This window comes from Catenulispora sp. MAP12-49, from assembly GCF_041262705.1.
Lineage (GTDB): Bacteria > Actinomycetota > Actinomycetes > Streptomycetales > Catenulisporaceae > Catenulispora.
The window spans coordinates 87919-109619 of record NZ_JBGCCP010000016.1 but is presented as its reverse complement, the minus strand read 5'-3'; the positions used below and the strand labels follow the sequence as shown (position 1 = coordinate 109619).

20 protein-coding genes are annotated in these 21701 nt (G+C 70.5%); 6 read left to right on the top strand and 14 right to left on the bottom strand.

The window, feature by feature from the left end; translation table 11 throughout:
- Positions 1-84: 84 nt before the first annotated feature.
- Positions 85-984 carry an SDR family oxidoreductase gene (locus tag ABIA35_RS26965; RefSeq protein ID WP_370359762.1) on the bottom strand — a complete coding sequence of 300 codons (900 nt, stop codon included), beginning with the start codon at positions 982-984 and terminating at the stop codon, positions 85-87.
- A gap of 87 nt (positions 985-1071) precedes the next feature.
- On the opposite strand from ABIA35_RS26965, the gene ABIA35_RS26960 reads away from it, so the two are divergent.
- A complete protein-coding gene (locus ABIA35_RS26960) occupies positions 1072-1638 on the top strand; it encodes a TetR/AcrR family transcriptional regulator (RefSeq protein ID WP_370341978.1) in 567 nt (188 codons plus the stop codon).
- Between the two features lie 21 nt (positions 1639-1659).
- On the opposite strand, the gene ABIA35_RS26955 is transcribed toward ABIA35_RS26960, so the two are convergent.
- Both ABIA35_RS26955 and ABIA35_RS26950 read right to left on the bottom strand, forming a co-directional pair.
- The gene (locus tag ABIA35_RS26955; RefSeq protein ID WP_370359761.1) at positions 1660-2235 is read right to left on the bottom strand and encodes a DUF3995 domain-containing protein; all 576 of its coding nucleotides are present in this window, start codon (positions 2233-2235) and stop codon (positions 1660-1662) included.
- Position 2236: 1 nt separating this feature from the next.
- Positions 2237-2959, bottom strand: a complete 723-nt coding sequence (locus tag ABIA35_RS26950) for a TetR/AcrR family transcriptional regulator (RefSeq protein ID WP_370341976.1) — start codon at positions 2957-2959, stop codon at positions 2237-2239.
- A gap of 64 nt (positions 2960-3023) precedes the next feature.
- Here ABIA35_RS26950 and ABIA35_RS26945 point away from each other — a divergent pair, with 64 nt between their 5' ends.
- A complete protein-coding gene (locus tag ABIA35_RS26945) occupies positions 3024-4133 on the top strand; it encodes an FAD-dependent monooxygenase (protein ID WP_370359760.1) in 1110 nt (369 codons plus the stop codon).
- A 28-nt stretch (positions 4134-4161) separates the two neighbouring features.
- Here the strand turns inward: ABIA35_RS26945 and ABIA35_RS26940 are convergent, their stop codons facing one another.
- The gene (locus tag ABIA35_RS26940; protein WP_370359759.1) at positions 4162-5181 is read right to left on the bottom strand and encodes a zinc-binding alcohol dehydrogenase family protein; all 1020 of its coding nucleotides are present in this window, start codon (positions 5179-5181) and stop codon (positions 4162-4164) included.
- Positions 5182-5335: 154 nt separating this feature from the next.
- The gene (locus ABIA35_RS26935) at positions 5336-5770 is read right to left on the bottom strand and encodes a DUF4234 domain-containing protein (RefSeq protein ID WP_370341971.1); all 435 of its coding nucleotides are present in this window, start codon (positions 5768-5770) and stop codon (positions 5336-5338) included.
- A 287-nt stretch (positions 5771-6057) separates the two neighbouring features.
- On the opposite strand from ABIA35_RS26935, the gene ABIA35_RS26930 reads away from it, so the two are divergent.
- A complete protein-coding gene (locus ABIA35_RS26930; RefSeq protein ID WP_370359758.1) occupies positions 6058-7338 on the top strand; it encodes a polysaccharide lyase family 7 protein in 1281 nt (426 codons plus the stop codon).
- Here ABIA35_RS26930 and ABIA35_RS26925 read toward each other — a convergent pair.
- Both ABIA35_RS26925 and ABIA35_RS26920 read right to left on the bottom strand, forming a co-directional pair.
- Positions 7311-7637: a hypothetical protein gene (locus ABIA35_RS26925; RefSeq protein ID WP_370341969.1), complete on the bottom strand. Its 327-nt coding sequence runs from the start codon at positions 7635-7637 to the stop codon at positions 7311-7313. The genes ABIA35_RS26930 and ABIA35_RS26925 overlap by 28 nt on opposite strands.
- 92 nt (positions 7638-7729) lie before the next feature.
- Positions 7730-8011: a winged helix-turn-helix transcriptional regulator gene (locus ABIA35_RS26920; RefSeq protein WP_370342121.1), complete on the bottom strand. Its 282-nt coding sequence runs from the start codon at positions 8009-8011 to the stop codon at positions 7730-7732.
- A gap of 221 nt (positions 8012-8232) precedes the next feature.
- On the opposite strand from ABIA35_RS26920, the gene ABIA35_RS26915 reads away from it, so the two are divergent.
- On the top strand, positions 8233-8805 hold the full coding sequence (locus ABIA35_RS26915) for a carboxymuconolactone decarboxylase family protein (RefSeq protein WP_370359757.1): 573 nt from the start codon (positions 8233-8235) through the stop codon (positions 8803-8805).
- Positions 8806-9000: 195 nt separating this feature from the next.
- On the opposite strand, the gene ABIA35_RS26910 is transcribed toward ABIA35_RS26915, so the two are convergent.
- Positions 9001-9549, bottom strand: coding sequence for an SDR family NAD(P)-dependent oxidoreductase (locus tag ABIA35_RS26910; protein ID WP_370359756.1), 549 nt, complete (start codon positions 9547-9549; stop codon positions 9001-9003).
- A gap of 189 nt (positions 9550-9738) precedes the next feature.
- On the opposite strand from ABIA35_RS26910, the gene ABIA35_RS26905 reads away from it, so the two are divergent.
- On the top strand, positions 9739-10089 hold the full coding sequence (locus ABIA35_RS26905) for a WhiB family transcriptional regulator (protein WP_370341967.1): 351 nt from the start codon (positions 9739-9741) through the stop codon (positions 10087-10089).
- The gene (locus ABIA35_RS26900; RefSeq protein ID WP_370359755.1) at positions 10089-10742 is read left to right on the top strand and encodes an alpha/beta hydrolase; all 654 of its coding nucleotides are present in this window, start codon (positions 10089-10091) and stop codon (positions 10740-10742) included. Before ABIA35_RS26905 ends, ABIA35_RS26900 begins: the two co-directional genes overlap by 1 nt.
- 36 nt (positions 10743-10778) lie before the next feature.
- On the opposite strand, the gene ABIA35_RS26895 is transcribed toward ABIA35_RS26900, so the two are convergent.
- From ABIA35_RS26895 to ABIA35_RS26870, 6 genes are all read right to left on the bottom strand, one after another.
- A complete protein-coding gene (locus ABIA35_RS26895; RefSeq protein WP_370359754.1) occupies positions 10779-12227 on the bottom strand; it encodes a S41 family peptidase in 1449 nt (482 codons plus the stop codon).
- A 165-nt stretch (positions 12228-12392) separates the two neighbouring features.
- Positions 12393-14030, bottom strand: coding sequence for a phospholipase C (locus ABIA35_RS26890; protein ID WP_370359753.1), 1638 nt, complete (start codon positions 14028-14030; stop codon positions 12393-12395).
- A gap of 113 nt (positions 14031-14143) precedes the next feature.
- Positions 14144-15385, bottom strand: coding sequence for an iron uptake transporter deferrochelatase/peroxidase subunit (gene efeB, locus ABIA35_RS26885; protein WP_370341963.1), 1242 nt, complete (start codon positions 15383-15385; stop codon positions 14144-14146).
- Positions 15386-15803: 418 nt separating this feature from the next.
- Positions 15804-17039 carry an EfeM/EfeO family lipoprotein gene (locus ABIA35_RS26880; protein WP_370359752.1) on the bottom strand — a complete coding sequence of 412 codons (1236 nt, stop codon included), beginning with the start codon at positions 17037-17039 and terminating at the stop codon, positions 15804-15806.
- A gap of 153 nt (positions 17040-17192) precedes the next feature.
- Positions 17193-18179: a zinc-dependent alcohol dehydrogenase family protein gene (locus ABIA35_RS26875; RefSeq protein WP_370359822.1), complete on the bottom strand. Its 987-nt coding sequence runs from the start codon at positions 18177-18179 to the stop codon at positions 17193-17195.
- Positions 18180-18334: 155 nt separating this feature from the next.
- A complete protein-coding gene (locus ABIA35_RS26870; protein WP_370359751.1) occupies positions 18335-21502 on the bottom strand; it encodes a carbohydrate-binding protein in 3168 nt (1055 codons plus the stop codon).
- Between the last annotated feature and the right edge of the window lie 199 nt (positions 21503-21701).

Genomic DNA, 21701 nt, shown 5'->3' with positions numbered 1-21701 from the left:
TGACCGGGAGGAAAGAGGGCGCCGGCCCTGACGCTTTGAGGGAGGCGTCGGGGCCGGTGCTTTTTTGTCTTGTCCGCTCCGGCTCTACCGCTCGACGAAGTAGTGGTCCTGCTCCAGATCCTCGATCAGGCCCAGGTGCTCCGGCTCCCAGCCGAGGGTCTTGCGGGTGACCTCGTTCGAGGTCGGGTTGTCCAGGCCGACGAGCCCGCCGAGGAAGCCGAAGTGCGCGGCCGCCTCGTCGGCGGGGATCGACGCGGTCGGGACGCCGAGCCGCCTGCCGATGGTCTCGGCGATCTCGCGGAAGGCGTAGCCCTCGCTCTCGACGCCGTGCAGCCGGGTGCCGCCGGGCGCCGACTCCAGCGCGAGCCGGTAGATGCGGGCCGCGTCACGGGTGTTGATGGCCGGCCAGCGGTTGGCGCCGTCGCCGACGTAGCCGGCCACGCCCTTCTCCCGGGCGACGCGGATCAGGGTCGGGCCGAAGCCGTGGTGGTCCAGGTCGCTGTGGACCAGCGGGGCCAGGCGCACCACGGAGGTGCGGACCCCGCGCTCGGCCAGGGCCACGAGCGCGTTCTCGGTGTCGATCCGCGGGCCGCCGGGGAGCGTGTGCTCCTCCAGGCCGAGCACGCCGGGCGCGCGCATCGCCAGCATCAGGGTGCCGGTGGTGGCGACCAGCGGCTTGCCGGTGCCGGCCAGCCGCTCGCCCATGGCCCGGACCACGCGCAGGTCCTCGGCCGCGGCGGCCGCCATGTCGGTGAAGGAGTGGTCGTAGGCGAGGTGGATGACGCCGTCGGCGGCGGCCACGGCGTCGAGGTAGGTGTCCGGGTCGAAGACGTCGCCGCGGTGCACCTCGGCGCCCCGGGCCGCGACCCGCTCGGCGGCGGCGTCGTTGCGGGCCAGCCCGACGACCTGGTGGCCGGCCTGGAGCAGGTCGGGGACGACGGCCGAACCGATGTGTCCGGACGCGCCGGTGACGAATACACGCATGAGGGCCTCCCGGGCCAGTGATGACAGTTTCTGACATCACTAACGCTAGCACTGATGTCAGTCACTGTCATCAAGTACCATGGGGGCATGAGTCGCTGGCCGTCGAACCCCCGAGGACGTCTCGAACAAGCCGCCATGGACCTGTTCGTGGAACGGGGCTACGACCAGACGACGGTCGCGGAGATCGCCGAGCGCGCCGGCCTCACCGAGCGCACCTTCTTCCGCCACTTCAGCGACAAGCGCGAGGTGCTGTTCCAGGGCGGCGAACTGCTGCGGGCGACGATGGTCGAGGCCCTGGCCGCCGCCCCCGCCGACGCCCCGCCGATGGCCGCGGTCCACGCCGCCGTCACCTCGGTCGCGATCTTCTTCGACGAGCGCCACGACATGTCCCGACTCCGCCAGGGCATCATCGACGCGCACCCGGAACTGCAGGAGCGCGAGGTCGCCAAGATGGCCATGATCGCCCTGGCGCTCGCCGCCGGCCTGCGCGAGCGCGGCGTCGCCGACCCGGACGCCCGGCTCGCGGCGGACGCGGGCATCGCCGTGTTCCGCTCGGCGTTCGCCCAGTGGGTGCGCAGCGAATCCGGCGACATGGCGAAGTCGATGAAGGAGTGCTTCGCCGCGCTGGAGAAGCTGGTCGAGCGCGCCGGCTGAGCCGGCTGAGCCGGCGTCGGCCTACCCGAGCCCGGAGACCGTCGAGAGCAGCACCACCAGCGCGCCGCCGATCGCGCCGACCTGCGCATAGCGCACGACGCGCGCGCGATCGGTCGCCTGGCGCAGGTACCAGAGCGTCGCCATCGCGAACGCCAGCCCGCCGACCAGGAAGTACGGCCCCCACAGGTACAGGTACCAGCGCAGCAGCGCGACGGCATCGGGCTTCGCGTGCACCGCTCCGGACTCCACCAGCGCCCCGCCGACGACGAACAGCAGCCCGTGGCCGGCCAGCAGGACTGCCGCCCCGGAGCCGCAGAACACGGCGAACCGGCCCACGAGGGTGCTGCGCGGCCGCGTCAGTGCCAGAGCGACAACGCTCGCGAACAGCTTGAGGAACCCGCTCAACCACAGCACGACGAGGAACCAGGTCACCCCGTCCCGTGCCTTCGCGACGAGTTCGGGGGAGACGGTGGAGGTGGCACCGGCGGTGTGGCCGGTCGCCCAGACGAAGCTGGGCACTGCGAACAGCACGCCCCACACCACGGCGACCCACGCTGCCCGGTTGCGGGTCCCGACGCCCGCCGCGGCCGTGTCCATCTCAGCGCGCTGTCGCGCCGGCCAGCAGGGCCCGGACGGTTTTCGTGAGCTCCGCACGGTTCTCCGCGGTGCCCGGCGTCTGCGTCTCGGGAGAGCCGCTGACGAGGCGCTCGAAGATCAGTCCGTCGACGGCGGCGACGAACGCGCGGGCCCGGTTGTCGAGGTCGGGGACCCCATGCCCGGCCAGGTGCCCGGCCAACAGGTCGCGGGTCTGCCGGAAGGCGGCCTGCTCGTGCGGCGCCAGCAGGGCCCGCAGGTCCGGCTGCGTGATCGACTCCATGCGGCAGTGGTAGCGGGCCAGCGCGCGGTTGCGGGTGCGCGACAGCGAGAGATCGATGAAGGCCGCGGTGGCCTCGGCCACGGCGTCGAGGTCGGACGGCATGGCCGGCGCGGCGGGCGCGGCCGGCTCCGGCCTCGGTTCCGGCCGCGGCTCCGGCTTCGGCTTCGGCTTCGGTTCCGACCCGGCCGGCTGGGAGGGCAGGTCCAGCCCGCGCCGTCGCAGGTCCTCCCGGTCCAGATCGGACAGCCGCTTCACGATCGCCGTCAGCAGGGCCTGCCGGGTGCGGAAGTAGGCCGACGTGGTCCCCAGCGGCAGCGCGGCGCGGGTGTCCACGGCGCGGTGCGTCAGGGCCCGCATGCCCTCCTCGGCGAGCAGGTCGATGGCCGCGTCGGCGAGGAGCGCGCGGCGATCGCGCCGGTCGGTCTGATCGCTTGTGGTTCCCACATCTGGAGCGTACCTTCTACATCTGTAGAGAGTTCTACAGATGTAGAAGGGTGGGGACGGGGCGATGAAGACGGCGATGGTGGTGGGCGGCGGCATAGCCGGACTGGCCGCGGCGATCGGCCTGCGGCGCGTCGGCTGGCAGGTCAGGGTCATGGAACGCGCGGCGGTGCTGGACGACGCCGGCGCCGGTATCTCGGTGCAGGCCAACGGAATGCGCGCTTTGGACGTGCTCGGGGTGGGCGATGCGGTGCGCGCTGTCGGTGCGGCGCAAGGCGGCGGCGGAATCCGAATCCCGGAGGGCAAGTGGCTGTCGCATATGGATGCTGAGGCGGCCGCGCGCATCCTCGGCTCGCCGGTTTACAGCTTCCTGCGGGCCGACCTGCATCGGGCGCTTCGTTCCGCGCTGCCCGCCGACTGCCTCGTCACCGGCGTGACGGTGGATGAGGTGGTGCGCACGGCCGACCTCGTGGTCGTCGCCGATGGAGTTCACAGCCGGATGCGGGCTCAGCTGTTCCCGGGCCATCCCGGCGCCGTCTACGCCGGTACGACGGTGGTGCGGGGCGTGACGTCGGTCCCGGTGCAGACCGAGGTCGACATCGATCAGACCTGGGGCCGCGGCGCCGAATTCGGCTCCACCCGCCTGCTCGACGGCCGCGTTGAATGGCATGCGGCGTACAACGCCGCCGAGGGTGTGCGCCACGACGACCTGCTGTCCGAGATGGCGCGTCGCTTCGGCCACTGGCACGCCCCGATCCCGGCCCTGCTCGCCGCGACCGAGCCGGGTGCCGTCCTGCACCACGACGTCTACGAACTGCGGACTCCGCTGCCCGCTTACGTCGCCGACCGCGTGGTGCTCGTCGGTGACGCGGCCCACGCCATGACCCCTCACCTCGGTCAGGGTGCCTCCCAAGCGTTGGAGGACGCAGTGTGCCTCGCCGCATATCTGGGTTCGGAGGCGACGATCGACGAAGCCCTGATCCGCTTCGACCGCGAACGCCGTCCCCGTACCCAGGCGGTGGTCGGTGCGGCCCGTCAGACCGGCCGGATCGGCCAGCAGCTCCAGGGCCGCTTCGCTGTGGCGCTCCGCAACGCCGGGATCCGGATCACCCCTTCGTCCGCGGCGGTGAAGGCGATGGTCAAGTACGCCCTGTGGGAACCGCCGGCGCTCGGTTGAGGGGGCTGCCGGGGAGGTTGTCCGGAGCTCAGGAGCCTGCCACGTCCAGCACCAGCTTGCCCGTCGTCGCGCCGGACTCGATCCGCCGGTGTGTCTCGACGACCTGCGCCAGCGGCACCGTCTCCACCTGCACCCGCAGCGCACCCGCGCTCGCGGCCTGGACCGCGCGCCGCAGGGCCTGGCCGGCCCGGTCGGGGTGCACGGCCGAGTACGCGGCGAGGTTGAAGCCGGAGACGGTCTTGTTGCTGAACCAGAGTTCGTTCGCGGAGATGCCGACGTCCTCCGCCCCTGAGGCGTTGCCCATGACCACCAGGCGCCCCAGCGGCGCGAGGCGGTCCAGACTGCCCTGGCGCGCGGGGCCGCCGACCATGTCCACGACGACGTCGAACTGCCCGGCCGTCGCGAGATCGTCGCGCAGGATCACCTCGTCGTAGCCGAAGGCGCGGGCCGCCTCGATCTTCGCCGCGCTGCCGACCGTCCCGACCACGCGGCCCGCGCCGAGCAGCCGCGCGACCTGGCCGAGCTGGCTGCCGACCCCGCCGGCGGCGGCGTGGACGAGCACGCTCTCTCCGGGGGCGAGCCTTGCGATCTGGTCCAGGACGAGGAAGGCCGTGGTGCTGTTGGAGGGGAGCGCGGCGGCGGTGGCCAGGTCGAGGCCGGAGCCGGCGCCGGAGTCTGGGCTGGAACCGGAGTCTGGGCTGGAACCGGAGCTGGAGTCGTCGGGGAGCGGTGCCACGAGGTCGGCGGACGTGACAGCCACCTCGGCGTACCCGCCGCTGTCGACGATCGTCAGTGCGGCCACCGGCTGGCCGACCGTCAGCCCGCTGACCCCGGCTCCGATCGCGCGCACCCGCCCGGACACTTCGATGCCGGGCACGAACGGCAGCGGCACGTCCACCACGCCGCGCCGGTACAGGACCTCGGCGAAGTTGGCGCCGGCGTACGCCACGTCGATCGACACCTGCCCGGCGCCGGGCTCGGGAACGCCGGTCGCCACCTCGCGCAACACCTCGGCCTCCCCGAACTCGGGGATGACGACGGCCTTCATCTGTGCATGTTCAACAATCCGTGCTTGTCCATCAATCTCTATTCGCTCATTGCTCATGACGATCAGTCTGGCAAGGGGACCGCCGGCGACAGGAGTGCCAGTTCATGCTGGGCTTGGCACCACCAGGCTCCGGCAGCCGGGCTCGGCCCCCCCGTCACATCAACGGGTCGGCATCCGTGGGCCCGGGCGCCACCGCCAGCGGCACCACCGTTCCCTCCTCCGGATCGCCGTAGTGCTTCCAGATGCGGTTCAGCTCGTGCTGGTAGTACAGCGACTGCAACCCGGCGAAGAAGACCAGGATCAGCCCGATCAGGCCGCTGCAACTCCCCGGCAGCCCCGCGGCCCGCTGCATCGCGGCGATCCGGCCCCCGGTCCGGTAGACCGAGATGAACGGCGGGACGATGATGATCCATCCGAACAGGATCGCGCACACCGCCACCGCCGGGCTGACCTCGATCCGCCGGTCGAAGTCCTTCGCCTCCCGGTTGATCTTGTAGTACCAGACCAGGTGGTAGATCCCCAGCGTGATCAGCGGCCAGACGAACCAGACCAGCAGGATGTTGCGATGTTTGCCGACGCGACCGTTCACCTGGGCTCCCGCTGACGGATGAGTGTGGTTGCCCGCACTGCTGCCCCGCGGGCGCGGCACGCAAGCCGGGACTGGGCCGCACGGGTTACGGCGGGCCGCTCGCCGCCGACTCTGGTTCAGGGCATTGACGAGGCTGCCGGCGTCTCTTATCGTGTGCGCCGTTCACCTACATATTGATTGCTCATGTATGTGAATTCATTCGCACGGCACCTTTCTTGCTCGGGCACCCCACCTCTGCACAGGCACTGGCTCGGAAAGGGAGTTCCGCAATGACCAGAATGACAAGAATGCCCAGATTGCCCCACCGGGCGCGAGGCAATCCGTCGCGCCCGCACCACCAGAGCAGGCCGACGGCCGCCGCCCCCACGCGGCGCCGGCCGGCCAGATCCTTCGCCGCCGGGACGCTCGGCGCGGTGCTGACCATCGCCGGGACGAGCCTGGTGCTGGCCGCTCCGGCCTCCGCCGGAAACGATACCGGCCAGGTCACCGGGTACCAGGGGCTGTGCCTGGACGACCGTGGCGCGGTGACCACCAACCTCAATCCGGTGCAGGTCTACTCCTGCAACGGCACCAGCGCGCAGCAGTGGAGTGTGGACAGCACCGGCGACACCTTGCAGGTGTTCGGCAAGTGCCTGGACGTGAAGTCCGCCGGCACCGCCAACGGCACGCTCGTCGACCTCTACGACTGCAACGGCACCGGTGCCCAGAAGTGGGTCCCGCAGTCCAACGGCGAACTGCTGAACCCGAACTCCGGCAAGTGCCTGGACGACACCGGCTACGGCGGCTCCGGTACGCAGGTCCAGATATGGAGCTGCACCGGCACCGCGAACCAGCAGTGGACGCTGCCCTCCGGCGGCAGCACCGGCGGCGGGGGCCTGAACACCTCGGTCGCGCCCGGCGGCAACTTCGACCTGTCGCTGTGGGAGCTGCAGGAGCCGACGGGCTCGCCGGGCTCGCCCACCACGATCCTGCCGTCGCAGCTCGAAGGGGCGAACGGCTATCAGGATTCGTACTTCTACACCGACTCGAACGACGGCGCGATGACGTTCTGGGACCCCGAGAACGGCGTCACCACCCCGAACTCCAACTACTCGCGCTCGGAACTGCGCGAGATGGACTCCAGCGGCGCGGCGGCGAACTGGTTCGCCGCGGGCACCACCAACACCCTCAGCGCCACGCTGAAGGTCACGCAGGTGCCCGACCACGTCTGCGTCGGCCAGATCCACCTCGGCTCCGGCGGCTCCACCAAGCCGCTGCTGGAGCTGTTCTCCTACGCCAACGGCGACATCAAGATGGCCATCGAGCAGACCCCGGCCGGCGGCAACGAGGTGCTCTACAAGGTCGGCAACGTGCCGGTGGGCACGCAGTGGAGCTACGTGATCGGCCTGAGCGGCAGCACCATCAGCCTGTCGCTCAACGGCGGCGCGGCCCAGACCTGGACCGCGTCCTCCACGTTCAACGGCTACGGCATGTACTTCAAGGCCGGTGACTACGACCAGAGTTCCGGCAGCGACGCAAGCGTCGGTGCCAAGGTCGGGTTCTACGCCTTGGCCATCCACCACGGCTGATCGGCTCCTTGCAACCACATCGCGCCGCCGGGCGCCACGGCGATGGCCGGAACCCGGCGGCGCGGCAGCGACCCGCAGTCGACGTGCACCGGCTCGGCGATCGACCAGCCGTCCGCCGCGAGGCTGCGGCCGTTCACCGGCGGATACACGTGCAGGGCCACGACATCGCGATGCCGCGTGGCCCACAGGCACATCCCGAACCGCTCCGCGTGCTCCCCGGTGGAGAAGTACGCGGCCGGGAAGAGATAGCCGATGCGAGGGACGGTGTCAGCGCGGACGCGAAAGGCCAGCCGAACCATGTAGCGGGGTTCCTTCATGAAAGAAGAGACGGCCGGATCGCCGGTTCATGACGCGGCTTTCGCGTCGGAAACAGAGTTATTCCCCGGCAGAGTCATTCCCCGGCTTCCAACGCCTCCGCCCAGCGTTCGGACCAGCGGACCAGGCCGCCCAACTGGTCGCGTGCCTCCTCGCCGAGCGCCGTGAGCCGGTAGGCCCCGGCGGCGTCGCGCTCGACGAGCAGGCTCTCCTGCAGCTCGGTCAGGCGCTGGTGCAGGACGCTCGACGACATGCCGTCGCACCTTTGCTGCAAAGGCCGGAAGCCCAACGCTTCCTCGCGCAGCTCCCAGATGATGCGCAGTACCCAGCGCCGGCCGAAGAGGTCGAGCGCGGCCATGAGCGGGCGGCCGGTGGACGAGCCGCGGACCGGGCGGCCGGGGCGCGGAGTGCCGGATGGCGCGTCGGTCATGCGGGATGGTCCTTTCACGAACTCGCGAGTGGGTGAGGCCGGGGGTGGCGCTTCGGAATCAGAAACACTACTCTCGAGGCCAGTGCTTCTAAAACAGAAGCACTCTCTGTGGAGCCCCGATTCCCGAGCCCCGAAGGGAGCCGACCACCATGGCCGCCCGGATCCCACCGCTTTCCCCGCCGTACTCCGACCAGGCCGCGGATCTGTTGCGGCGCATGATGCCCGGCGGCCAGGAGCCGATCGCGCTGTTCCGCACCTATGCCCGCAGCCTCCCGCTCGCTGAGGCGCTCAACGGCTGGGGCGGCTACGTCCTCAGCCGCCGCCTCAGCCTGAGCCTGCGCGACCGCGAGATCCTCATCGACCGCACCTGCGCCCGCTGCGGCTGCGAATACGAGTGGGGCGTGCACATCGCCCACTTCGCCGACCGCGCCGCGCTCACCGCCGACCAGATCACGTCCCTCACCACGGGCACCGGCGCCGATCCCTGCTGGACCGGCGAGCGCGACCGCCTGCTCCTCGACGCGGCGGACGCCCTGCACGACGCCAACGACATCGACGACGCGCTCTGGGCCCGGCTCGCCGCGGAGTTCACCGACGAGCAGATGCTCGATCTGCTGATGGTCTGCGGCTGGTACCACGCCATCAGCTTCACGGCCCGCGCCGCCAGACTTCCGCTGGAACCGGGAGCCGCGCGTTTCAGCTGCGTCCCGGAGCCTCGGTGAGCATCCAGTGGCTGAAGGCCGCGTAGTGCTCGGCGTAGGAAGGTGCGTCGTCGGCGCTCTCGACGGCGCGTGAGTGCTCGCGGACGCCTTCGTAGCGCGCACGGCGATCCGCGTCGTACTCCTTCAGCGCGGACGCGATGTCGCCGGTGCTGTCGGTGTGAGGTGGGCCGACGCCGACCGGCGCCGGCCGACGCCCTACTCGCCTTCGGGGAAGTCGACGTTCGCCCCGATGTGGGCCCAGCGCTCGTCCTCGGCGGCGGCGTCCTGGAGCGCCTGCGCCGTGAGTCTCTGCGCGTCGCGTCCGAGCAGCAGGTGCAGCGGCGGCTCGGGCTCCCCGGCGATGGTCAGCAGCGCCTTGGCCGCCCTGACCGGGTCGATGGGCTCCTTGCCGGTGCGGGAACGCACGTAGGTCTCCAACGCGCCGGCAGTGCCCTGATAAGCCGGGTCGAACTCGGGGATGTCCATGGAGCTGCCGCCCCAGTCGGTGCGCATGGCGCCGGGCTCGGCCAGCGTCACCTTGATGCCCAGCGGGCCGACCTCCTTGGCCAGCACGCCGGAGAAGCCCTCCACAGCCCACTTCGCGCTCTGATACGCGCTCATACCCGGCGCGGTGATGCGGCCTCCCACCGAAGTCACCTGGATGATGTGGCCGAAGCCCTGCGCGCGCAGGATCGGCAGGACCGCCTTGGCGACCAGGACCGTGCCGTAGAAGACCGCCTCGACCTGCGCGCGGAAGTCGTCCATCGTGACGTTTCACTGACGGTCGAATGACTGAGCCGGGCGTGAGACGGGCCCGTGCCGGGCCCCCGGCCGCCGGCCATCTGCCGAATCATCACGAGTCATATGACGGAAGCCAGGCCCACCTGCCGCTTCCTAGCATGATCCATACGTGGGAGAGCCACGACACCTCGCGGTGACAGCGGAGAGGGGATCATGACCATGAACGGTTCGGGGCTGCGGCCGATAGCCGCGTTGTGGGAATGGCAGGAGTCCGCCGCCTGCCGGGATTCCGACAGTGCACGGTTCTTCTCGCCGTCCGGCGAGCGCGGGTTCGCCCGGCGCGAGCGGGAACGGCTCGCCCGGGCGGTGTGCGACACCTGCCCGGTGCGCGAGGAGTGCGCGCGCTTCGCGCTGGCCGTCGGCGAGGAGCACGGCATCTGGGGCGGCACGACCAGCCAGGAGCGCATCGCGCAGCTGCGCCGGCCGCGCGGCGGCCTGTCGCGCGTCGACATCGCGGCGGGCCGGGCCCGGGAGTCCGCCGCCTCGCAGGCCGAGGCCGCGTGATGACGCCCCCGACGCAGCCGGAGACCGTCGTGCTGATCGGCGGTACCTGTGTCACGACCATGGACTGGCAGGGCTGGATGTCCCGCTACACCGCGCGCGGGTACAGCGTCATCGCCACCGGCGTGCCGCTGGCGACCTCCGAGGACTGCCTCGGACCGCGCGACTGGGAGCAGGTCGCGTCGGTCGTCACCTACTACGAGCGGCTGCTGTTGACGGTGCCACAGCCGCCGGTGCTGATCGGCCACTGCTTCGGCGGGGTGATCGTGCAGATGCTGCTCGATCGCGGCTACGGCGCGGCGGGTGTCGCCGTCAATCCGCCCCGGATTCCCACAAAGCGGGTGCGGGTCTTCGGCGGCGCGCTGCCGTCGCGCCGTGCCGATCCCATGGCGATCGACTACCGCTCGTCCTTGCGGGCGCCGTTGCTGTTGGTCGGCAGCGGGGCGGACCGGAGTGTGCCGCCGGAGTCGGTGGAGGCGACCGCGCGCCGCTATTGGAAGTCGGACGCGGTCACCAGCTACCTCGAATACCCGGACGGGTGTCACCACACCCTGAATGCCCCCGGCTGGGAGAGCGTCGCCGACGACGTTCTGGACTGGACCGAGCTGTACGCCGATCCGGGGCGGCTGACATCCGCCGATCTCTGGAACCGGTGACCTGACCGGCGGACCGTGACTCGCGGTCTTGGTTTCTCAGCCCGCGCCCTTCGGGCAACTGAGCAGCGCCACCGCTTCGGTGAACGCCGTGTCCTTGCCGGCCGCCATCTCCTCCGGCGGGAACACGGGGATCCGGATCTGCGGCGGGATCCCGGTGATGTCGAAGGTGGGGCCGGTGCGCGAGACCGGATACTCCTCGTTCGGGAGCTCGAACTCCCAGCCGTTGGGCAGGACCCGGTTCAGTGTGTCGGAGAACGAGCCCTGCGTGTTCTCGCCGATGCGGACCGGGGCGGGGGAGCGGCCCATCAGCGCCTGCGCGAACGTCTCGCCCGCGCTCACCGTCGAGCCGCCGGCCAACAACGCGATGGGGCCGCGGTAGACCGGTTTGTCCGCCGGGGCGACGCGGATCGGCTGGGGACTGCTGAAGACGGTCGGATCGTCCGGGTCGTCGCGGTGCTTCTTCCAGTAGGCGGTGTACGGCTTCGCGGTCAGGCGCGAGACGACGTCCAACGCGAGGACGTCGGAGCCGCCGCCGTTGACGCGGTCGTCGATGACCAGGCCGCGCAAGGCGTTCGGCCCCTGGGTCCGCTCAGGGGTGAAGATCGCGTCGAGGGCCTTGGTGAGTTCGGCTTCGTCGGCCGAGAAGCCGCCGCTGTCGTCGGGACTGGTGTAGCCGGCGAACGAGGACAAGCGCAGGTAGCCGATGCCGCCGGGGAGGTCCGCGTAGGCGATGTGGCCTCGGCCCCATTCCTGCAGCGGCGTGGTGAGGTCGTGGGCCTGGATGAAGGCTTTGATCGAGAGGTCGTAGGCGCGGCTCGGATCGATGGTGCCGGGCCGGGACGGCGAGACCATCGTGGTGCCGTCGGTCAGGGCGGTGTGGGCGTCGTTCAGCGGGGCGAAGGCTTCGGTGAGGATCTGGAAGAGCTGGGCGTCGGTCGTCGTCGGGGTGATCTCGGCCCGCAAACGGTTCCCGGTGGCCTGCCAGTCGATGCCGCTGATGCCGCGCGCGGCGAAGAACGGATAGTTCTCCTGGTAGGTCTGCCAGAAGACGTCGAAGACGGTCCGCGGATCGGCGGGGGTCGGCTGCGAGCACCGGGCGGGGAGCGCGGGCAGGCGCGTGAGGTGCCGGGTCCCGACCGACTCCTGGATCGTCATCGCGAGCGCCTGCACGTGCTGTTCGGGGCGGAGCGTGAACTGCGTGGTCCCCACTGCGAAAGTCGTAGCCCCATGAGGCCCGCTCGCCCCGACCTGGTCGCCGGTGAAGTCCGGCAGGCAGCTGATGGCGGTGGTCTCGTAGGACGCGACGGTGCCGCCTTCGACGTCCAGGACCGCTCCGTAGCCGTCCATCCGCCATACGCCGTCGACCGGCGACCTTCTGGCCTCGGCTTCGGCACCGGTCGCGGCCGCGGCCATCACCAGCGCCGTGGCGGCGGTGACGGCACCGGCCCGGCAGAGCGTCCTGCGTCGTGTGCTGGTTCGGTTCATGCCGTCAGCCTGCTGCGCCGGGTCGGGCCTTGCATCGGCCATCAGTTCTCTGTGTCGCTCATCCCCCGGGGTGATTACACAGCGCCCGGGCCCTCACACCTTCTGAGGGCCCGGGCGCCGATGGTCCGGTTCTGCTTCACCGGCCTTCACAGCCGGCGGGGGTGACTACCGGTGCGAGACGACGGCGCCGGTGGTCGGGTTCAGGATGACCTTGTTGCGGACGTCCTGGTCCCAGAAGTTGAACATGCCGTCGATCGAGCCGGCGGTGCGGTCGAAGGACCCGTTGCCGACCTGGCCCAGGCACCAGTTGTTCTCGACGAACTGCAGGATCGAGGCCTGGGAGATCTGGTTGTGGCTGATGTAGTTCTGCTTGCTGAAGGGCGAGATCACCAGGAACGGCTGGCGCGGGCCGACGCCGCAGCGGTCCGCCTGGCCGCTGGCCGGAGCGGCCGCGGTGCAGGCGGCGGAAGCGTCCAGCGCGGTGTTCGAGCCGCTGACGACCTTGCCGGACTGGTGGTCGTACCAGCCGTCGGAGTCGTCGTAGGCGACGATGATCGCCGTGTCCTTCCAGTCCGCGGACTTCTGGATCGCGTTGATCTCGGTCGCGACGAAGTTCTGCTCGTCCAGCGGGTCGGAGTAGCCGGCGTGGCCGTCCTGGTACTCCGCCGCCTTCAGGAAGCTGACGGCCGGCAGGTTGCCGGTGTTCAGCGCGGTGGTGAAGTTGGTCAGGTCGTACTCGTGGTTCGCCTGGTCGGTCTTGCCGATCATCGACGGCTTCGTCGGCGGCAGGTGGTGCGGGTTCGCCGTCGACTTGTAGTACTCGAACGGGTTGTGGTGCGGGGAGTAGTCGGCGGAGGAGTTGCCGCCGATGTTCTTGGAGGTGGCGCCGCACTGCGCGTAGCCGTTGGCCGAGGCGCTCGCGGCGGTGGTCGGCGCGAAGCCGCCCTGGAACCAGCCCCAGGTGACGTTCTTCTTGTTCAGCAGGTCGCCGACGTTCTGGCCGGACAGCGCGGCCAGCGGCGAGGTCGACGCGTGGCCGTTGTCCGAGCAGTCGTCGTACGCCGGGTCGGCGTCGGTGTACAGCGTGCCTACGCCGGAGGCGTTCGGGGAGCCGATGAACGAGGCGGTGACCGGCTGGCCCGTGGTGGAGTTCACCGCGGTGGCGCCGTAGGTCTGGCCCGAGATCAGGTTCAGGGCGCCGGGGGTCGACGGGCCGAACACGTCGCTGTAGGCGTTGTCGCTCATCGCGTAGTTCTGAGCGTAGTTCCACAGGCCGGTGACGGTGTTGCCGTCGTAGTAGTCCATGACCAGGCCCGGGGCGCCGTAGAGGATCGGCTGGCCGGTGCAGGTCGACACGTCGGTGTTCTGGACGTAGGCGTCGTTCTTGCCGTTGTCCGACGCCTTCTGCTCGGCCGTGTAGCCGTGGTTCTGGTCGCAGGTCAGCGCCTGGCTCGGCGAGAGCCGCTGCGGGTTGTACTGGTTCGGGTTGGCCGTCAGCAGCGACGGGGTCAGCCCGTTGGACTTCGGCGTGTCCTTCTTCGCCGTGAACGGCGTGCCCTGGCCGTCGTTGGCGGCCTTCGGGTAGGTGCCGAAGTAGTGGTCGTAGGAGACGTTCTCGTCGAACAGCACGACCACGTGCTTGATCGGCGTGCTGGTGCGGTTGTCGCCGCTCCCGTCGTGGCCGTGGTGCCAGTTGTAGCCGGACGCGAAGGCGCTCGGGGTGGCGACAAGACCGAGCACCGCGGCGGCGGCGGCGGGCAGGACCCACTTCCGGCGGATCAGTCGTTTCTTGCTCTGCGACATCGGATTCTCTTCCTTGGAGACGGCCTTGCCTGCTTTCCGGGGACAGTCTCGACAACCGCAGTGAACTTGCTGGGAATCTCATGAGAATTCTGAGGCACGAGCCCCGCGAATCTTCAGGTCAGGAGCCCCGAGGCGAAAAAGTCCGAACCGGGCGAAACCCCGGGGAGTACCAGGAAGTACCCGCCGCCGAACGGCGATATGTAATCGTCCAGCGGCTCTCCGCTCAGGCGGTTCTGCACCGTCTCGAACTGCCGCTTGATGTCCTGCTGGTAACAGGTGAAGATCAGGCCCATGTCGAGGTTGCCGTTGGCGTCCACACCGCGGTCGTAGTTGTAGCCGCGCCGCAGGATCCGTGAGGCGTCGGTGGCCGCGCTGCGCGGATTGGCCAGGCGGATGTGGCTGGTCAGCGGGATCGTCTCGCCGGTGGCGTCGTTGGAGTAGTCCGGGGCGTCGGTCTCGACGTGCCCGGACAGCGGGGCCCCGCTGCCGCGCCGCCGCCCGAACATGTTCTCCTGCTCCCCGAGCGAGACCCGGTCCCAGAACTCGGTCAGCATCCGGATCAGGCGCACGCTCAGATAGCTGCCGCCGACCGCCCACGCCGGGTTCCTCGCCGGGTCCACCCACACCAGCCGGCTCATCTGCGCCGCGTCGGCGACGTCGGGGTTGGCGGTGCCGTCCATGAAGCCGAAGTGGTTGCGCGGCGTCCCGGAAGGACGCGGCGGGCTGACGAAACCGTCGATGCGCCACCGGATCTGCGCGGCGCCGCGGACGCTGCGCATGATGTCACGCAGCGCGTGCAGCACGGTGTCGCCGTGGTCGGCGGACAGCTGAAGGCTCAGGTCGCCGTGGCACTGCGCCTGGTCCAGGTCGTCGTTGGGGAAGACCGGCATCGGGAACAGCCCGGCGGGCTTGCGCGCGGCCAGCCCGAACCGGTCGTCGAACAACGAGGCCCCGACCCCGAGCGTCACGGTGAGGTTGTCGGCGGCCACCTCCGGCCCCAGCGTCCCGGAATCGGTCGGCGGCCCGGCGACCCCGGCCTGATCCGGCAGCCCGCCGGCGGTGAGGAACGAGGCCCGCGCGGTCAGCGTGCGGAACAACTCGGCCAGCCCGGCCCTGTCGGTCGCGGTGACATCGAGCGCCAGCATGATCGTCGACGGCGAAGCCCCCCGCAGCACCGCGGCCTGATGCGGCCCCCGGAACGAAGGCGGCGCCGGCGCGGCACCGTCGGCCACAGCGGCGGCCGATGCGGTCTCGCGGGTCAGCGCGACCCCGGTCCCGGCGGCGGTGGCGGCTGCCGCGGCCCCGCCGATACCGGCGGCGCGGAGCAGGGATCGGCGGCCGATCGAGGCGGTCATCGGGTGCTCCCTGGTGAGATCTGGTTCAGAGCAAGCGCTTCGAGGGGAGTGGGCTTCGGCACTGGGGCGGTCATCAGGACTCGTCCAGCGGTGACTCGCGGATCGTCGCCGGGCGCCGGCTGGTGCAGGGCAAGGGCTTCGAGCGGAGTGGGCTTCGGTATCGGAGCCGCCATCAGGACTCGTCCAGTCGTGGCTCGCGGATCGTCGCCGGGCGCCGGCTGGTGCAGAGCGAGCGTTTCGAGGGGAGTGGGCTTTGGCGCCGACAGCCTCAGGGCAAGCGCTTCGGCGAGCGGGGTGGGCTTCGGTGTCGGGACCGTCGTCAGCACGTGTCCAGCCGCGGTTCGCGGATCGTCGCCGGGCGCCGGCTGGTGCAGGGCAAGCGCTTCGAGGGGAGTGAGCTTCGGCATCAGGACCGCCGTCACGACTTGTCCAGCCGCGGTTCGCAGATCGTCGCCACCGGCGCCAGCAGCTCCACCGCGCCGCCCGCCGCCGAGTTCAGCGCCTCGCGCTGCGCCGTCGTCAGCTGCGCCAGCGGGGTCCAGGAACCGTCGGGCCGGTGCTGGGCCTCGGCCAGGGTGCGCAGGCGGGTCAGCGCTCTGTCAATGCGGGGGAGGTCCGGGTCGCGGGGCGTCAGCAGGGGCCGCAGGATGCCCAGGAGGGCCTGGGTGCCGTCGATGTTCGCGTCGACCGTCGCCAGCGTCGTGCCGCTGCCCTGGTCGCTCTGGCCCGACAGTTCGAAGCGGACCGCGTCCTCGAGGATCTCGTGGGTGCGCAGGCCCAGTTGCAGCGGGTCGATCTGCGCGGTCGGGAACTGGGCCGCCAGTTTGTCCACCGAGCTCGCCAGGTCGGCGGCCGGGCCGGTCAGGTCCGCGGCGCTCTGGCCGTGCCAGAGTCCGTACTCGAGGCGGTGGAAGCCGCCGAAGCCGGAGTCGCCGACCCCGCCCGGCAGGTCGCTGGGCAGTCCGTCGATCGCGTCGCCGAGGTCGCCGAAGGCGTCGTACGCGCCGCCGAGCCGCTCGTACTGCTGGTGCGCGGGCACCCAGTCGGCGCGGGCGGCGTCCAGGTTGCCGGCGGCGAGGTCGGCCTGGAGCTTCTGGACCAGCGGCTTGAGCTTGCTGAGCCCGTCCTCGACGTAGGCCTGATACTGCTTCACCGGTCCGGTGAGGTCCTCGCGCGAGACCGGCAGCACGCCCGGCGTCACCGTCCCGGCCATCGCCGCCGGCGCGCTGCCGGTGACGTGGACCCCGGGCCCGGTGACCGGGTCGGCGTCGGCCGGCCAGCAGCGCAGGGCGTAGGTGCCGTCGCCGAGCACGACCGGCATCTGGTCGGTGGTCCCGGGGGCCAGGCCGACGAGCTCGCCGTAGATCGCGCCGCTGCCCGGATCGACCAGGTACACCTCGGTGGTCTCGATGCCGGTGTTGGCGATGAGCAGGTTCTGCTTGCCCGGCTTGGCCGAGGTCCAGTCGGCGCCGCAGTCGTAGGCGTCGACGGTCAGCGCGTCGGCCGGCAGCCCGGCGGCGTACCTCGGCTTGGCCGGCGAGTGGTGCAGGGCCGTGCCGGCGACCGCAGCGCACGCCACCGCGACGGCGGTGAGCGGCAGGACGACCTTCGGCGAAGCCAGTCTGGGCAGGATCTTGGACAAGGGGAGCCCCATCGTGGCGAGCGTCCGGAACGGGTTCGCCGCTGAGCTTAGGGCATCCTTAGTTGGTCGGGACCTGCCTGAACGCGGAATTCATCGGCCCTTCGCCGAGTGTTGGCCTGGGGCCGATCAGGCTTCGGTCAGGCTTCGGCCGGGCCCGGCCGGGCCTCAGCCGCGGACGCTCACCACGACCTTCCCCTGCCGCGCGCCCGACTCCACCGCGGCGTGCGCGGCGGCGACCTCGGCCAGCGGATAGACCTTCTCGTCCAGCCGCGGCCGCAGCAGTCCCCGGTCGACCAGCTCGCTCACCGCGGCCAGGATCTCCCCGTGGTGCTCCCGGCCCTTGCCGGTCAGCATCGGCAGCAACGTGAAGACGCCGGAATACGTGGCGCCGCGGAACGACAACGGCGCGAGGCTGTGCGACCCCCAACCCAGAGCGCTGACGACATGCCCGGTGTAGGTGCGCACCGCCGCGAACGAGGCGTCCAGCGTCGCCCCGCCGACGGTGTCGAAGACGACGTCGAAGCCCTCGCCCCCGGTGTGCTCCGCCACGTACGCCTCGACGTCGCCCACCGTGTAGTCGATCGGTGTGGCCCCGAGCCCGCGGATGACGTCGAGACTGGCGCCCGAACCCGTCGCGAACACCTCGGCGCCCCGGGCCCGCGCGAGCTGCACCGCGACATGCCCGATCCCGCCGGCGCCGCCGTGGACCAGCACCTTGTCCCCCGGCTGCACGTCGGCCCGGTCGATCAACCCCTCCCACGCGGTGATCACCACCAGGGGCAGTGCGGCGGCCTCGCGCATCCCGATGCTGTGCGGCTTGCGGGCGAGCAGGCGCGCGTCGACGGCGGCGAACTCGGCGAGCGACCCCTGAAGGTCGCCGACACCGCCGGTCAACCCGTACACCTCGTCCCCCGGCGCGAAGCCGGTGACCCCCGCCCCGACCTCCTCCACGACCCCGGCCAGGTCCAGGCCCAGGACGGCGGGCAACTCCGTCTGGGCGTGCGCCGCCCGGCCGGCCCGGATCTTGGTGTCCAGCGGATTCACCCCGCTGGCCTCCACGCGCACCAGGACCTCGCCGGCGCCGGCCTGGGGCACCTCCTGCTCCACCGGGACCAGCGCACTGCCGAATTCCTGGAGAACCATCGCCCGCATCATGGCGTCCCACCTTCCGAAGTTCGATCACACAGGGACATTCGCGGCCAACAGCGCAGGGTCCCGCCATGTTCCCGCCTTGATCCCACCCGCCACGGAAGAAGGCTGGACGGGCCCCATCGGACCCGTCCAGCCTCAGACGGCGCTCAGGGCGCTCACGGATAACTGGTCACATCCACCGCGGACGTGTTGGTCGGCGTCGCACCGCCGACCCCGTTGATCACGTCCTCGATCGCGCCGGCGTTGGTGATCGAGACGGTCACCAGGTCGTGCCAACCCGCTCCGGAGGCCGCCGACGTGAACGCGTTGTCCGACACCACGCTGTTGTTGGTGCTGAAGAAGCAGTACACGCCGAGCCCGTACCCCTGGAAGCCGGTGGCCGAGCCGGACACCGCGAACGACGGGTAGCCGCGCGCCGAGCCGTCCATCCACGAACCCTGATCCGGCACGTCGTAGGGCATCTCGCTCTGGTAGAAGTAGTCCTTCCCGCCGCTGCCGTTCCACTGCACCTGGACCGCCTGGTAGTGCTCGACGGCCAGGCCGTACATCGCGACGTTCGCGCCGTTGACCACCAGGCCGTTGGCGGCCGTGTTGGCCGTCCAGCCGACGGTCCCGTCGTTGCCGTGGTCGGCGCGCCACAGCCACAGGTCGTCGCCGATCACGTTGGCGCTGTTGACCACCAGCGTCTGCGTGGCCGAGCCGACCGTCGCGCCGCCGATGCGGGCGAACACGTCGGACAGCACGGTCGGGTCGCTCGCGTGGCTCGCGCTCGATCCGGACGGGCCGATCTGCACGAGCGTCTGCGAGTTGGTCGTGCCGGCGTCGAAGATGAGCCCGCCGATCCGGATGCCGTTGACGTCCGCGGTGGACAGGATCGTGTTGCCACCGTTGGAGACCAGCGTGGCCAGACCCAGCCCGAGCACCACGGTGTCCGGCCGGGTCACGTTGATGGTGCCGTTGACCTGGTAGACGCCCGGGGTGAACAGCAGGTTCTGGCCGTTGGCCAGCGCGGCGTTGATGGTCGCCACGCTGTCGCCGGGCTTGGCGATGTGGAACGAGCTGATCGGCAGCGAGCTGCCCGGGGTGTTGCCGTTGCTCCAGCTGGTGCCGGAGCGGTTGGCCTGGTTGCTCGGCACGAACACGTTGTAGTTGCCCGAGCCGTCGACGTACAGGTACGGCTTCTCCGAGATCGTCGGCGTGGTCCCGACCGAGGTGTCCGGCGGGTTCGGGAAGCTGTTGCCCGGCACGCCGGTCGAACCGGTGAAGACCATGTTCCAGTTCGCGCCGGCCCAGCTGCCGAACTGGTCGTTGCGCAGCATGTACTGCTGCTGGCTGCCGGAGTTCACCTGGCCGGTGACCACCGAGTCGCCGATGAAGCCGCCGGAGGAGTAGCCGTTGAGCGACAGCGCCAGCGAGCCGTTGATGTCCATCCGGCGCAGCGGGGTGGCCTGCGAGGTGGCCCACACCGTGCTGCCGGAGGAGGGGGAGCTGGTCAGGTTCTCCGCGTCGCGCCAGAAGTTGATGGTCGCGTTGCCGCCGTTCCAGTTCGCGTCCGCGTGCACACCGCCGCCGGTGATCGTGGTCTGCGTCGGGGACTGCCCGAGGCCGAGCACCTGTGTGTAGAAGCCGACCGGCACGTCCACGTTGTACGTGCCCGGCTTGAACAGGATGGCGTAGCGGTTCGAACCCATCTCGCTGCTCTGCTGCGAGTTGTAGACCGAGTTGATCTGGTTCTGGATGGTCGAGGAGGACATCGACGGGTCCATGACGAACACGTTGGGACCGAAGTCGGGCGTCCCGCCGCAGGAGGTCCCGCAGCCGCCGGTGGGCACCACGAGGTTGAACGCCTGCGCGCTGGTGCCGTTGCAGGTGTTCTGGTCCAGCTGCACCCCGCCGGCCGTGGAGGCGCCGGGGGTGTCGACGCACAGGCCGGAGTTGTCGGCCACGAAGGTGTAGTCGCCGTTGGTCTGCTGGTGCGCCGCGAACAACTCGTTGGTGTTGCTCGTGCCGCCGTACTGCCAGGTCTGCAAAAGCGCGCCGGCCGCGGTGGCCGTCACGCCACCGGTGATGTTCCAGCTCTCGCCGCCGGCCTGGGCGTTCTGGTTCAGGACCTGGTACTCGCCGGCCGCCACCGGGACGAACTGCCAAAGCTGGCTCGACGCGCCGGTGCACGCCGCCTGCTGCACGGCGGTGCCGTCCGCGGTGCCGCTGCCCGCCGCGCTCGCGCACAGGCCCGAGTTCTGGTTCACGACCTCGTACCAGGCCGAGGTGTCGATCCCGGAGGCCGATGCGGCGAAGGCCAGGCTGTTGAGGTTCCAGCCGCCGTTGTCCTGGGCGACGGTCAGGGTCTGCTGCCCGGCCGGAAGCGTGACGGTGGCCGAGACCGTCGTCCACGTCTGCCAGCCGCCGGTCGCCGGGACGGTGACGTTCCCGGAGAGGTTGGTGCCCGAGGCGTCGGCGATGTGCAACCCGTCGGTCACGCCACTGACCGAGGCCAGGCGGAGGCCGACGGTGTACGTGCCCGCCGTCGCGACGTTGACCGTGTACTTGAACCACTGTCCGGACGCGGTCCAGCCGACGTCGTATCCGCCGCCGGTATCCGTGGTGGCTTCGAGGTCGATGCCGCCGGACCGGTAGCTGTTGGCCGAGCCGTTGGTGCCGGTGACGTTGTAGGCCACACCTTGGCCGCCGGTGTCGTAGTTCTCGGCCTGCACAGTGCCGGGTATCGCGGCGGCCGTCCCGCCGTAGGGACCCTCGTTGCTGGCGAAGGCCAGGCTGTTGAGGTTCCAGCCGCCGTTGTCCTGGTCCACGACCAGCGTCTGTTGCCCGGCGGGGAGCGTGACACTGGTGGTCACGGTCGCCCAGGTCTGCCAGCCGCCGGTCGCCGGCACGTTCACCGAGCCCGACAGGTTCGTCCCGGAGGAGTTGGCGATGTGCAGGCCGTCGGTCACGCCGTTCGGTGAGGCGAGCCTGAGGCTCACCGTGTAGGTCCCGGCCGCCGCGACGTTCACGGTGTAGTCGAACCACTGCCCGGTCGCGGTCCAGCCGACGTCGTATCCGCCGCCGGTGTCGGTGGTGGCTTCGAGGTCGATGCCGTCGGACCGGTAGCTGTTGGCCGAGCCGTTGGTGCCGGTGACGTTGTAGGCCACACCTTGGCCGCCGGTGTCGTAGTTCTCGGCCTGGACCGTCCCGGGAACCGCGGCCGCTGTTCCGCCGTAAGGGCTCCCGCCTGCGGCGTGGGCGATGGAGGGCCCGCCGACCAAGGCCAGGGCGGACACCACTGCCAGGCCGAGCGTCAGTCTCGTGATGCGAAAGCGTCCCATTTTCTCCTGCCTCGGACGGGTTCGGAGGGACTTAATTCACGTCGTGATTGAACTCGCGATCCGCACCCTCGTCAAGCAGTGGGCGGTGATCCATCGGAGTTGTGTGAAACCAAGGCTCGAAGACCGGCTCAGAGTCTTGACTTACACCCATAGTCAGACGAAACATGTGCGCAACACCAGCCCGAAATCAAAAGCCTGA